We start from the raw sequence: 12669 nt of genomic DNA, 5'->3' as shown, positions 1-12669 counted from the left end.
GCGAAGGGCCCGGCGCCGGTGCGCCGGGCCCTTCCCCGTGCCTCAGAGCAGCTCCCTGAGCCGTTCCGCCAGCAGGTCCCAGCGCCACTTCTCCTCCACCCAGGCACGGCCCCGCTCGCCCATGCGGGCGCGGAGCTCCGGGTCGAGCAGGAGGGTGGTGACGCGGTCGGCGGTGTCCTCGGCGGACTCGCCGCGGACGACCCAGCCGGTCTCGCCGTCGAGGACGGCGTCGGGGGCGCCGCCGGAGTCGCCGGCGACGACCGGCAGACCGGTCGCGGAGGCCTCCAGGTAGACGATGCCGAGCCCCTCGACGTCGAGGCCGCCCCGGCGGGTGCGGCACGGCATCGCGAAGACGTCGCCGGCGCCGTAGTGGGCGGGCAGCTCCGACCAGGGCACGGCGCCGGTGAAGCGGACGGAGCCCGCGACACCGGTCCCGTCGGCGAGCCGGCGCAGCTCCTTCTCGTACGGGCCGCCGCCGACGATCAGCAGGACGGCGTCGGGCACCTGCCGCAGGATCCGGGGCAGGGCGCGGATCAGGGTGTCCTGGCCCTTGCGCGGGACGAGACGGGAGACGCAGACCACGACGGGGCGGTCGGTGAGGCCGAGGCGGGCCCGGACCTCGTCGCCGCCGGAGCCGGGGTGGAAGGTCTTCTCGTCCACGCCGGGCGGCAGCTGCACCATGCGGGCCGCGGCCGCCGGGGTGAGGGCGGACGCGATGCGGGACCGGGTGTACTCGCCGAGGTAGGTGATCGTGTCCGTGCCCTCGCCGATCCGGCGCAGCAGCTGCCGGGCGGCGGGCAGCTGGGCCCAGCCGGCCTCGTGCCCGTGGGTGGTGGCGACCAGCCGCTTCGCGCCGGCCCGGCGCAGCGCGGGCGCCATCAGGCCGAGCGGGGCGGCGGCGCCGAACCAGACCGACTCGCAGCCGTGCTCGCGCAGCAGCGCGGTCGCCCGGGCGGTCACACGTGGTGTGGGCAACAGCATGGTGGTGCGGTCCCGGACAACCGTGAAAGGCTGTTCCGCGTCGAACAGAGCGGTGGCCTCCGCACCTTCGCGGCCTCGCTTCCAGGTGGAGGCGTAGACCACGAGCCGGTCGGGGTCCAGTCGCAACGCCATGTTGTGCAGGAACGCCTGGATTCCGCCGGGACGCGGCGGGAAGTCGTTGGTTACGATCAGGGTCTTGTGCATCGTGACAGACAGTACGTGATGGCTCGCGACCGCACCCCACGCCCGGCACCACCCCTCTCCGCGCGAGCGGACCGACAGGACAGGAATGAAGCGGGTATGACGGGCGCAGCGGGGAACGGCTTTCGCACGGATCTGCGACTACTCCTCGGCTTGTGGGCCCTGACCCGGTTGATCCTCCTCCTGTGCGCCTTCAAGGCCGTCGTCGTCCCGGGTCCGGACGTGACCTTCGAGGTCGGGCACATCTACCAGAGCTGGTACGAGGTCCTGAGGACGGGCGAGTACCCCAGTTCGGACGTCACCTGGCAGTACCCGCCGGGAGCGGCCTTCGCGGTCCTCTCCCCCGCGCTGCTGCCCTTCCTCGACTACGCGACCGCCTTCTTCCTCCTGGCCTTCCTGTGCGACGCGTCGGTGTTCGGGCTCCTCGTCCACACGGGCCGCCGCAGGGGCCGGTCGATGCGGGGCGCATGGTTGTGGCTGGCGGCGTTGGCGCTGCTGGGGCCGACGGCGTACGCCCGCTTCGACATCATGGTCACCGCCGTCGCCGTGGCGGCCCTGCTGACCGGCCTCCGCAGCCCCCGGCTGCTCGGCGCGCTGGCCGCGATGGGCGCGGTCATGAAGGTGTGGCCCGCGCTCCTGCTGGTGGGTGCGGCGAAGGGGCGGCGGACCCGGGTCTCTTGGTCGACCGCGGCGGGCGCTGCGGTGGGGTTGCTGCTGCTGTGCGCGGTCTGGATGCCGGGCTCACTGGCCTTCCTCTCCTATCAGAGCGAGCGGGGTACGGAGATCGAGTCGCTGGGGGCGATGGTCTTCCATGTCGCACGGCACTTCGGCTGGGAGGGCACGGCCCGGATGAACTACGGCTCGATGGAGTTCCTCGGCCCGTACGTCTCCTGGGTGTCGACCGGCGCGCTCGTGCTGACGGCGCTGGCCTTCGGCTGGCTGCTGCTGTGGCGGTTCAGGGCACGCCGCTTCACCTCCTCCACGACGGCGGACGCCGCCTTCGTGGCGGTGCTGCTGTTCACCACGACGAGCCGGGTGATCTCGCCCCAGTACATGGTCTGGCTGGTCGGCATGGCGGCGGTCTGCCTCGCGTACCGGTCGAGCCGCATGCGGCGTCCGGCCCATCTGGTGCTGTGGGCGACGGCGGTGACCCAGTTCGAGTTCCCGGTCTGGTTCTCGCACGTGAACGAGAGCGACCTGCTGGGCATCTCGGTGCTGTTCCTTCGCAACGGACTGCTGGTGGCCGCGACCCTGTCGGCCTGCCGAACCCTGTGGCGGCACACGGTGACCGAAGTGGCTCCGGAGCACACCGAGCTGCCCACGAGCCGGCCCCAGAAGCGCCCCAAGGTGCTTGCCGGCTCCGCATGAACCGGGTGTTACGTTGGTGCACCCCCTACCCCCTGTTAGGTCTCCAGCTCACATGCATACTCCGAACCCGCCGGTCGACACCCTCCAGCGACGCACGGGGGCAGGGGGCGCCGGGAGCGCCGGACGCGAGGGGGCGAAGTCGGCCGCGGGACGGTTCCCGAAGCCGGCCCTCCTGGTGGCGAGCGGCTTCTTCCTCGCCTACCTGCTCCTGTCGACGCGGCGCCACGCGGTCAATCTGACGACCGGGTACGACCTCGGCATCTTCACGCAGATCGTCCAGTCGTACTCCGAGTTGACCGCCCCGTACTCCTCGCTCAAGGGGCCGCTCTACAACACGCTCGGGGACCACTTCCACCCGATTCTCGCCTTCCTGGCTCCGGTCTTCAGGATTTTCCCCTCCAGTTACACGCTCTTGGTCTGCCAGGCCGCCCTCGCTGCGGTTTCCGTGATTCCACTGATGTCCTGGGCTGCTGAAATTCGTGGCCGGAAGTTCGCCCTCTGGGCCGGAATCTCGTACGGGGCGTCCTGGGGAATAGCAGAACTCATCTTCTTCGATTTCCACGAAGTGGCGTTCGCGGTTCCCCTCACGATGATGTCGGTGTGCATGGCGGGGCGGGGTAAATGGCGAGCAGCGGTCGTGTGGGCGATTCCGCTGACCCTGGTCAAGGAGGACCTGGGGCTCACCGTCGCCGCGATCGGCGCCTATGTGGCCTGGAAGGGCCCCCGCACCACCGGAATCCTCCTTGCCGTCTTCGGAGTCGCGGCGACAGCGGTCGAGATGCTGGTGGTCCTGCCGTACTTCAACCCTGTCGGCCAGTTCGCCTACTGGCCGCCGCAGACCGGCGAAGAGGCGGGACTGCTCACGCAGGCGGCCGGCGCGTTCTGGCCTCCGGTCAAGTGGCTGACGGCTCTGCTGGTCGTCGCTCCCACCGGCTTCCTGGCGGTGCGCTCACCGCTCGTACTGATCGCGGTGCCGACCCTGGCGTGGCGGTTCGCCTCGGCCAACCCCTACTACTGGGGCACCGAGTTCCACTACAGCGCCGTCCTGATGCCGATCGTCTTCGCCGCCGCCGTCCACGCGGTGGCCACGGGCAGGGTTCCCTCCCGGAGGCTGCTGCCCGCCTGCCTCGTCGGCGCTGCGGTCACCGCCGTCACCGTCTTCACCCATCCCCTGCACGAGCTGGCCATGCCTCGCACATGGAGCGAGTCCTCCCATGTCAGGGCGGCGGACGAGCTGCTCGCGAAGATCCCCGACGGGGCAACCGTGGCCTCCTCCAACCGACTGGCCGCCCAGCTCGCGAGCCGGACCACGGTCACCGAGGTGTGCCTCTTCCCCCGGGCCTTCCCGCCGAAGGAAGCACCAGAGTGGGTCATCTACGACACCACCGACGTGAGCGATCCGGATTGCGTCACCGGCCGGGCACTGGAGACCTCCTCACCCGGCCTCCCGGGCTACCGCCTCATCGGGAACCGGGAGGGTATTCTCCTCCTTCACCGGAGTTCCGGGGGTTCCACACCCTCGCTCTGGTGACCGCGAACGGGCCGAGGCCCGCCCTCTGCGACAGGGCGGGCCTCGGTCTCTTCACATGACCACTGCGTGGAGGTCAGCTCCAGCGCTGGTAGTTCCCACCGTTGGCGGCGCGGGTGTAGACGTCCTGGGCGGAGTTGCTGTCCAGCACCTTGCCGGTGGCGACGTTCTTCAGCAGGTAGCCGGTACCGTTGCTGCTGATGGCCCACTTCTGGTAGCTGCCGGTGTTGCAGGCGAGAGCGTAGACCTGCTCGGCCGCGTTGCTGTCGAGGCACTTGCCGGTCGCGACGTTCTGCACACGGTAGCCACCGCTGACGGCCGTGACCGTCCACTTCTGGTAGTTCCCGGTGTTACAGCCGAGCGTGTACACATCGCCGTTGCCGTTGCTGTCCAGGCAGTAGCTCGTGGCCACGTTCTTGAACTGCTCCGTACCCGGAACCGCGGCCTGGGCCGGGGCGGTCATGGCGAGAACTCCGGCACCGGCCACGGCGACGGACGCGACGGCGGAGGCCAGGCTCTTTCGCGTGAACATTTCATCCCTTTCGGTGGTGATCGATTGCCCACTGAACGTATACAGACGAGATCCACCGGCACAACGGCACCCCCGGCCACCCGACCGCATTGCGATAGGCGATCGGTCAATTCCTCCGTTCCTCCCCCCGGATCGACGCGCCGTGATAACCCCCTCACCCGAGGTGATCGCGCGCCACGGAATCCCCCACTCACCGCAACCGAAACGGGGCAGCCATCACCCAAAGCCTCTTACATTCGGCCGGAAGAAATCCATCAATGCCCCATTTCATTCCATTCACCCCTTCTCTCGCGCATGGGAAATCCCCTTCGAAGGTTGACCAGATAGCCCTCCCCGGAGGGTCAGCCGGAGCGCGAGAAGGTCCTGACCGGTTCGGTCTGAGCCGCCCTCCCGGCGCGGCGGTGCAGTGCCGCCAGCGCGCCGCACTGCGCGGCCGCGGCGAGCGTCATGGCGAGGCAGACACCGGGGAGCCCCAGGCCTGACAGGGCGAGGGCGAGCGGCAGCTGGAGCAGGACGCCGGCCACGGTGATCCTGGCCAGGTACGGGCTCGCCCCCGCGCCCTCGAAAACCCCGGCGGCGGCGATGTAGGCGCCCAGGAGCGGCAGGTAGCCGGCGAGGCAGCGCAGGAAGAGCGCGCCCGCCGGGGCGACCTCGGGCCCGGCTCCGAAGAGCCGCATCACCCCGTCGGCGCCGGCCCACAGGAGCGCGGCGAAGCCCGCCCCGAGCGCCGCCCCGAGCAGGGCCGCGGTCCGGGCGACGCCCGCGCGCCCGCCGGTCCCGGCGCCGAGCAGGTGGGCGGTGTGGATGGCGGCGGCCTGGCGCACGGCGTAGAAGGCCATCGTGGCGACGTACATGCCCTTCGTGGCGATGCCGTAGGCGGCGGTCTCGGAGACGCCGAGCCGGGCGACGACGGCGACGAGGGCGAGCGCGCCGGCCATCCGCACGGTGAAGTCGGCGGCCATCGGCAGCCCGGTGGCCGCGGTGCGGCGCACGGCGGCGCCGGTGGTCCCCGCGGGCGCGGTGGCCCGCGCGGCCCCGAGCAGCGGGTTGCGGCGGAGGACGACCGCTCCGGCGGCGAGGGCCACGGTGCGGCCGGCGACGGTGGCGAGGGCGGCTCCCGCCACCCCGTACGCGTGGATGAGCAGCGGGTCGAGGACCAGGATCAGACCGTTGGCGAGGAAGGCGAGCCGCATCGGGGTGCGGGTGTCGCCGGCGCCCTTGAGGACGCCGTCGAGGACGTGCCCGGCGTAGAAGACGGCGGTGCCGGGGAGCGAGACGGCGAGGTAGGCGACCGTGAGGCCGTACGCGCCGCCCCGGTCTCCGCCCAGGAGCAGCGCGGCGAGCGGTTCGCGGAGGAGGAAGCCGCCGACGGCGACGGGCGGGACGAGCAGCGCGCACAGGACGGCCCCGCCGCGGACGGCGGCGCGGACGGCTCCGGGGTCGGCGGCGCCGCGGGCCCGGGCGACGAGCACGGTGGTGCCGGAGCCGGCCGCGAGGACGACGCCGAGGAGCAGGTTCTCGACGTTGGTGGCGAGGGCGACGGCGGCGACCGCGTCCCCGCCGAGCCGGGCGACCCAGACCATGTTGACGATCCCGGCGGCGACCCCGGCGAGCAGCTCCAGATAGACCGGTCCGCCGAGCCGGACGAGTGTCCGGCGGTGGCTCCGCTGTGTCTCCACGCCCTACCCCCTCGAAGCGAGGTACCTCGATTCGAGGCACCTCGAAAAGAGGTAGCATGCGGGGACCGGAGACGACAAGCACGAGGGGAGGGCGACCGGTGCTGGAGCTGTCGATCCTGGGCTTCCTGTACGGACGGCCGCTGCACGGGTACGAGCTGAAGGAGCGCATCCGGGCGCTGAGCGGCCACGTCCGCCCGGTGAGCGACGGCGCCCTCTATCCGGCGATCAACCGGCTGGTCGACAAGGGCCTGGTCGAGAGCCGCACCGAGCCCGGCAGCAGCGCCGCGCCCCGCCGCACCCTCTCGCTGACCCCCGGGGGCCGCGCCGCCCTGCTGGCCCGGCTGCGCTCCCCCAAGGACGTCGAGATCACCGACGGCCAGCGCTTCTTCACCCTGCTGACCTTCCTCGGCCTGCTGCCCGACCCGGCCGAGCAGGCCGCCGTCCTGCGCCGCCGGCAGGCCTTCCTGCTGACCCCGGCCAGCTTCTTCTACGAGGACGGCGCCCCGGCCACCGTCGAGGCGGAGCCCGACCTCTTCCGCCGCGGCATGCTCCGCGTCGCCCGCGCGACCGGCACCGAGGAGAAGGCCTGGCTCGCCGAGGCCCTCGCCGAACTCGACGCGCGCGCTCAGCCGAGCTGAGCGCGCAGATACTCCCGCCACTGCGCGGTGAATCGTTCCGGCGTCGTCTCCAGGACCTTGTGCAGGGCGTCCTCCACCGCTCCCTCCCGCCCCGGGTGGGCGCCCACCTCCCGGTAGAAGGCGGTGAGGCGGTCCTCGCCCCAGCGGTCGGCGATCATCGCGCAGGCGAGCCAGCCGCTCTCGTAGGCGCGGGCCAGGGACTCGCCGTCGCCCCCGAAGCCGAAGTCGGGGTCCTCGGGGAGCGCGGCGGGCAGGTTCCCGGCCCGCACCGCCCGGCGCAGCTCGGGGGCGGCCTCGGCGGGGGTGCGGCCGGTGCCCCGGTAGGCGGCCCAGTCGGCGAAGCCCTCGGAGAGCCAGACCGGGGTGGCCGGCGAGGTGTGGGCGCGGGTGGCGACGTGGACGGTCTCGTGGGTGAGGATCAGCTGCCGGCCGAAGTCGCCGAGCGTCCCGTACGCCTCCGGGTTGACGATCACCCGTTCCGCGGGCGCGTCCGGCCGGTGACCGGTCTCGCCGGTGGTGACGGCCGCTATCCCCCGGTACTGCGAGCCGTCCACCGCGAGCAGCCCGCCCATGTCGTCGAGCGAGGCGGGGACGAGGACGAGGACCCGGCGGGCCCAGGCGGGGCTCCAGACCGCGTCGGTGGCGGGCACAGCGCGGTCGGCGAGCCGGGCGATCTCGGCGAGCCGCCGCCGGTCCTGGCCGACGCCGAGGACGAGGGAGCGGGCGCCGCGCACCGCCGTGACCTCGCCCTGCTCCCAGAGCCGCACCGGGGCGCCCTCGGCGGGCCGCTCCCCGGTCACGTACCAGCGCCCGTCCCGCTCGGCGAGGTCGACGAGCCGGTCGGCGGCGAGCGGCCCGGGGTCGTACCCCGCGACGCGGTGGCCGCGCTCGACGCGGGCGGTGAGCCGGCCCTCGCCGGTCCGGTCGACGCCGGTGACGCGGTAGGACCAGTCGGCGAGCGGGACGGCGGCGAGCCGGCGGAACTCGGTACGGGCGGCGGCGCGGTACGAGGGGGCCACCGCCGCCAGCCAGGCGGTCTCGTCCCGGCCGAGGAGGGCCTCGGCGTGCCGGTCGAGCAGGGCCTCCACCTCGCGGAGGGCCGGGTCGGCGGGCCGGGCGGCGGTGGAGCAGCCGACGAGCGCGGCGAGGGCGAGGAGGAGGGCGAGCAGCGCCGCTCCCGGCCGTCGCGCCCCGCACCTCTGTTCCACCACGCATCAGATGGTACGGAAGGCCGACGGGGTCGCGCCTCCCCCAGCCGGGAGGCGGGCGGCGTCAGGGCCGGGTCACCGTCACGTTCGACATCATGTTCACCGGGTCGTAGCGGACCCGGGCGCCCGGGTAGGGGGCGTGGATGACCTGCCCGTTCCCGGCGTAGATGGCGACGTGGCTGGCGTCGCCGCGGTACGTGACGAGGTCGCCGGGCTGCGCCTGCGAGAGCGGCACCTGCCGACCCGCCTGCCGCTGGGCGGCCGAGGTGCGCGGCAGGCTGATCCCGGCCTGCCGGTACGACCAGACCATCAGCCCCGAGCAGTCGAAGGCGGTCGGGCCGGTCGCGCCCCAGACGTACGGCTTGCCGACGGCGCTGCGGGCGGCGAGCACCGCGGCGGCGGCCCGGGAGTCGGCCGGGCCGAGGTCGGCCGGCGGCGGCAGCTCCTCGCCGGGGCCGCCGGCCCGCCCGCCGGAGCGGGAGGCCCGCTCGTAGTCGGCGCGCTCGGCGGCGGTCAGGGAGGCGAGGATCCGGCGGGCCTCGGCGAGCTTGCGCTCCACGGACCGCTTGTGGCGGGCCACCTCGGCGCGGCTGCGCTCCAGCTCGGCGAGGGCGGCCCGGCCCTCGGCGCGCTCCTGGTCGAGGCGGTGGCGCTCCTGCCGGAGCTCGGTGAGGGCGGCGGTCTGCCGGGCGGTGACCCGGTCGAGGACGGAGGCCCGGTCGAGGTAGCTGTCCGGGTCGGAGGAGAGCAGCAGGTCGAGGGTGGGGTCGAGGCCGCCGGAGCGGTACTGGGCGCCGGCGAGGGCGCCGAGCGCGCCCCGCATCCGGTTGATGCGCTCCTGGCCGCGGGCGAGGCTGTCCTGGGCTTGTCCGACCTTGCGGCGCAGCGCGTCGGCCTTCTCGTCGGCCCGGTTGTAGCCCTCGGTGGCGCGCTCGGCCTCCTCGTAGAGGCGGTCGACCCTGGCGCGGGTGGCCTCGGTTCCGGCGCCCGGGTCGGCGCTCGCGGGGACGGCGCCGAGGGAGGCCGCCGCGGTGGCCGCGGCGGCGGCGGTCAGGACGGTGACCCGGGCGGGTCGGCGGTGGGAGGCCACGGCTCGCGCTCTTTCGTTCGGCTCGTGCGGACTGGCGCGGCAGACAGTAGCCGGTCCCCCCGCCCTGTCCAACGAAGGCGCCGGGCACACAAAATGACGCCCCGCCGGAGATCACAAGGTCACCGGCGGGGCGTCAGGTCAGCGGAGCGTGCGGCGAACCACCCGTTCGGGCGGTATGGCCGGGCGGGTCAGCCGCCGATGCGGACACCGAACTGGAAGGTGCCCATGTAGTTCATGGACTCGTAGCGGACCACGGCGCCCGGCTTGGGGGCGTGCAGGATCGTGTTGTTGCCCGCGTACAGGCCGACGTGCGACAGGCTGTTGAAGAAGACCAGGTCGCCGGGCTTGAGCTGGCTGCGGCCGATCTTCACGCCGTCGTTCTGCTGGGTGTAGGTGGTGCGGGTGAGACCGGCGCCGGCCTGGCGGTAGGCCCACTGGGTCAGCCCGGAGCAGTCGTACGCGTTGGGGCCCTCGGCGCCGGAGACGTACGGCTTGCCGAGCTGGGTGGCGGCGGCGGAGAGGGCGGCGGCGCCGAGACCGCTGGCCGGGGCCTCGTTGCCGAGGTCGAGGCGGGGGGCGGCGGCGCGGGAGGCGCGCTCGGCCTCGGCCCGCTCCTGCTGCTGGATGCGGGCGCGCTCCTCGGCGGTGAGGGTGTTGAGGAGCTCGCGGGCGTCGGCGAGCTTGCTCTGGATCTTCCGCTTCTTCTCACCGAGCGTCTTGCGGACCTCTTCGAGGTCGCCGAGCTTGGCGGTGGCCTCGGCGCGCTGCTGGGCGAGGGTGCGCTGCTTGTCCTGGATGGCGGCGAGGACGTCGGCCTGCTGGTCGGTCACCCGGCCGATGGCGGAGGCCTTGTCCAGGTAGTCGTCCGGGTTCGAGGAGAGGAAGAGCTGGATCGCCGGGTCGATGCCGCCGGAGCGGTACTGGGCGCTGGCGACCGAACCGATCTGGTCCCGGAGGGTGTTCAGCTCCTGCTGACCACGGGCCACCCGGTCCTGGATCTGGCCGATCTCCTTCTGCAGCTTGCCGCGGCGCTCCTCGGCCAGGCTGTGCTGCTCCGTGGCCTCCTCGGCCTCGTGGTAGAGCGCGTCGACCTTCGACTTGACCTCGTCGATCTTCGGCTTGGGGGCCGCCTGGGCTCCGGTCTGGGCGGAGAACGCGACGGCGGCGGCCGCGGTCGCGGTGAGCACGGTCACACGGGTGCGGCTCGGCTGCTTGGGTCGACGGTGGGACGCCACGAAGGCGAGCTCCTTCTTCCTCGAGCCGCCCGGCCGGTCAGGGGCAGGCGGTTCCTCCACGGACCGCCCTGATGGGTGATCAACCGCGCGAAGGTTCGAGGCCCGACCCTAGTGACCAAGTTGTGATCAGTTCAAATCCCGCTGGCAAAAAACTCGCCCACGCACCACTTTATTTACGCGCATCACACCGCCTGTGACGGGCACTTGACGGATTGCCGTCCAGAAATCGGGCATAGAGCCCAAGAGTTGCGAGCCGGGCGAGTCGTTACGAGAGGCGCGAAAGCCGCTTGAGGAGCAGAGCCGACGCCACCGGCCGCGCACCGGCCTTCGCGACGCCGTCCGCCACCTCGCGGTCGGTGGAGACCACCACGACCGGCCGGCCCGGCGGTTCCGCCCGCACCAGCTGGCGGATCAACTCGTCGGCCGTGACCCCGGGCTTGGAGAACAGCACCCGCACCCCGCGCGGCGGCGCGAGGAGCACCGGCGCGGCCAGCTCGGCCCCGTCGAAGACACAGGTGACCTCGGCGCCCGAGCGGGCCGCGAGGGCGGAGAGCCCGCCGAGCAGCCGCAGGCGCTGCTTCTCCAGCGGCATCGTCGGGTAGCCGGTCTTGGTGACGTTGTAGCCGTCGACGACGAGATGCGTCTGCGGCAGCTCCAACAGCTGGTCGAGCAGGGCCGGATCCGTCTCCGACAGGGCGCGGGCCGCGATGTCCTTCGGGGACATCCGCCCCGGCTCCACCGCGTCCACGGTGTCCGCCGGGTGCACCGACACCGGCGGCAGGGCCAGTTCGCGCCGGAGCCCCTGGGCCGCGTCGAGGACGGTGTCGAGCAGCAGCCGCAGCCGCATGTCCTCCACCGAGCGCCCCTCGCGGGCGGCCCGGCGGCTCGCCTCCAGGGCCGCCTCGACCTCGCCGAGCCGGGCCTTGAGCCGCCGCGACTCGCTCTCGGCGGCGGAGACCTGGGCGGCCGACTCGGAGCGGGCCGACTCGATCTCGCCCTGGGCGCGCCGCAGCGCCGCCTCGCCGCGCTTGACGTCGCTCTGGGCGCTGCGCAGCTTGCGGTGAAGCGATTCGGCTTCCTTGCGGGCGGACTCCAGGTCGTGCCGCAGCTGTTCGGTCTCGTCGCGGGTCCGCTCGCGGGCGGCGGCCAGCTCCTCGCGGAGCCGCTCCAGCTCGCGCCGGCCGGCCTCGTCGGCCCGCTCGGCGTCGGCGCGCTGGACCTCCTCGCCGGCGGCGGCCACCAGCTTGGCCCAGCCGGGCGGGCGGAGCACGTACGCCGCCGCGGCCACGTCGACGGGGTCGGCGGCGGCGGGCGGGGTGCCGCCCTCCACGGCCTCGGCCAGCTCGGGCTGGGCCTGCTTGAACCGTTCGCCGATCCGCTGCCGGAAGAGCGGATCGCCCTCCAGGGCCGCGGCCATGGCGTTGCCGGCGAACTTGGCGCGCCGGCTGGCGGTGAAACGGGCGTACTGACGGAGGGGGGCGGGCAGCTCGGCGACGGTGAGGCCGCCGAAGGCGTCGGCGACCAGCGCGATCACCCGCCGCCGTACCCCCTCCGGCAGGGGATGGTCGAGCGTCTCGGCAGCGTCACCTGCCGCGCCGGCCGGTTCGCCACCGTGCGCGGACTGCTCCACGATCCGTCACCCCTACTGTCGTCGGCGCCGTCCGTCAGGACTCGACGCCCGGCTTGTCCACCAGTTCGATCTGGTCCACCGCGTTGCACCACCGGCAGCGGACCGACTCGATGGTCTCACTGAGCACCTCGCGCTCCTCGACCTTGGGCTCCCCGGCGAGGTCCAGATGGACGTACTCGACGACCTTGGACGAGCGCGTCACGTCGAAGCGGGTCAGGTTGCCGCACAGGGTGCAGCGCCAGCGGGTCTCCTCGGTCGGCAGGGGAACCGTCGTCATGGTGCCGTCCTTCTTCCTGTCGTGGTGGTACCAGGTACGGGAGCCGCGGTGCGCCGTCGGACTGCGGTGCTCGATCCCGTAACCCTACGGCCTCACCGGACGGCGCCCGGCCCGGCGAGGCACTCTGTCCACTTCGTCCCTCTTGGGCCATGATCTGTCCATGATCGACTGGCGAGCCACGGCCCTGGGCGCCTACCGGGGCGTCCGGACCGGACCCACGGTGACCTACGGGCTCATCGCCGCCTGCTGTCTCCTCTTCATTGTCAGCCCGGTCTCCGGCCTGAACCCGTCGTACGGAACTG

Annotated in this window: 11 protein-coding genes and 1 pseudogene; 4 read left to right on the top strand and 8 right to left on the bottom strand. The window is 73.0% G+C overall.

The features are described from left to right. Positions 1-42 precede the first annotated feature (42 nt). A complete protein-coding gene (locus AB0E19_RS06380; protein ID WP_362174175.1) occupies positions 43-1185 on the bottom strand; it encodes a glycosyltransferase family 4 protein in 1143 nt (380 codons plus the stop codon). Positions 1186-1281: 96 nt separating this feature from the next. On the opposite strand from AB0E19_RS06380, the gene AB0E19_RS06375 reads away from it, so the two are divergent. Together AB0E19_RS06375 and AB0E19_RS06370 are read left to right on the top strand one after the other, a co-directional pair. Next, positions 1282-2550, top strand: coding sequence for a glycosyltransferase family 87 protein (locus tag AB0E19_RS06375; protein ID WP_362174172.1), 1269 nt, complete (start codon positions 1282-1284; stop codon positions 2548-2550). 52 nt (positions 2551-2602) lie between these two features. Continuing rightward, a complete protein-coding gene (locus tag AB0E19_RS06370) occupies positions 2603-4081 on the top strand; it encodes a DUF2079 domain-containing protein (RefSeq protein ID WP_362174169.1) in 1479 nt (492 codons plus the stop codon). Between the two features lie 73 nt (positions 4082-4154). Here AB0E19_RS06370 and AB0E19_RS06365 read toward each other — a convergent pair whose 3' ends face one another. Both AB0E19_RS06365 and AB0E19_RS06360 read right to left on the bottom strand, forming a co-directional pair. Beyond that, entirely contained in the window at positions 4155-4610 is a 456-nt protein-coding gene (locus AB0E19_RS06365; RefSeq protein WP_362174166.1) for an RICIN domain-containing protein, read from the bottom strand. Positions 4611-4951: 341 nt separating this feature from the next. Further along, complete coding sequence (locus AB0E19_RS06360; RefSeq protein WP_362174163.1) at positions 4952-6289, bottom strand: MATE family efflux transporter; 1338 nt, start codon at positions 6287-6289, stop codon at positions 4952-4954. A gap of 98 nt (positions 6290-6387) precedes the next feature. On the opposite strand from AB0E19_RS06360, the gene AB0E19_RS06355 reads away from it, so the two are divergent. Next, entirely contained in the window at positions 6388-6927 is a 540-nt protein-coding gene (locus AB0E19_RS06355) for a PadR family transcriptional regulator (RefSeq protein WP_362174160.1), read from the top strand. Here the strand turns inward: AB0E19_RS06355 and AB0E19_RS06350 are convergent. The 5 genes from AB0E19_RS06350 to AB0E19_RS06330 all read right to left on the bottom strand — a co-directional run bounded on the left by AB0E19_RS06350 (position 6915) and on the right by AB0E19_RS06330 (position 12367). Next, a complete protein-coding gene (locus tag AB0E19_RS06350; protein WP_362174157.1) occupies positions 6915-8138 on the bottom strand; it encodes a hypothetical protein in 1224 nt (407 codons plus the stop codon). The two genes, AB0E19_RS06355 and AB0E19_RS06350, sit on opposite strands and share 13 nt — an antisense overlap. Before the next feature lie 61 nt (positions 8139-8199). Next, positions 8200-9225, bottom strand: a complete 1026-nt coding sequence (locus AB0E19_RS06345; protein ID WP_362174154.1) for an NlpC/P60 family protein — start codon at positions 9223-9225, stop codon at positions 8200-8202. Positions 9226-9413: 188 nt separating this feature from the next. Then, positions 9414-10460, bottom strand: coding sequence for an NlpC/P60 family protein (locus AB0E19_RS06340; RefSeq protein ID WP_362174151.1), 1047 nt, complete (start codon positions 10458-10460; stop codon positions 9414-9416). A 265-nt stretch (positions 10461-10725) separates the two neighbouring features. After that, on the bottom strand, positions 10726-12090 hold the full coding sequence (locus AB0E19_RS06335) for an NYN domain-containing protein (protein ID WP_362174148.1): 1365 nt from the start codon (positions 12088-12090) through the stop codon (positions 10726-10728). A gap of 34 nt (positions 12091-12124) precedes the next feature. Then, positions 12125-12367, bottom strand: coding sequence for a hypothetical protein (locus AB0E19_RS06330; RefSeq protein WP_360600295.1), 243 nt, complete (start codon positions 12365-12367; stop codon positions 12125-12127). A gap of 160 nt (positions 12368-12527) precedes the next feature. On the opposite strand from AB0E19_RS06330, the pseudogene AB0E19_RS06325 reads away from it, so the two are divergent. Next, positions 12528-12669, top strand: a pseudogene (locus tag AB0E19_RS06325) (rhomboid family intramembrane serine protease); the annotation flags it as partial.

It is taken from the genome of Streptomyces sp. NPDC047974 (assembly GCF_040653375.1).
GTDB lineage: Bacteria > Actinomycetota > Actinomycetes > Streptomycetales > Streptomycetaceae > Streptomyces.
This window is presented reverse-complemented; position numbering and strand designations above follow the sequence as displayed.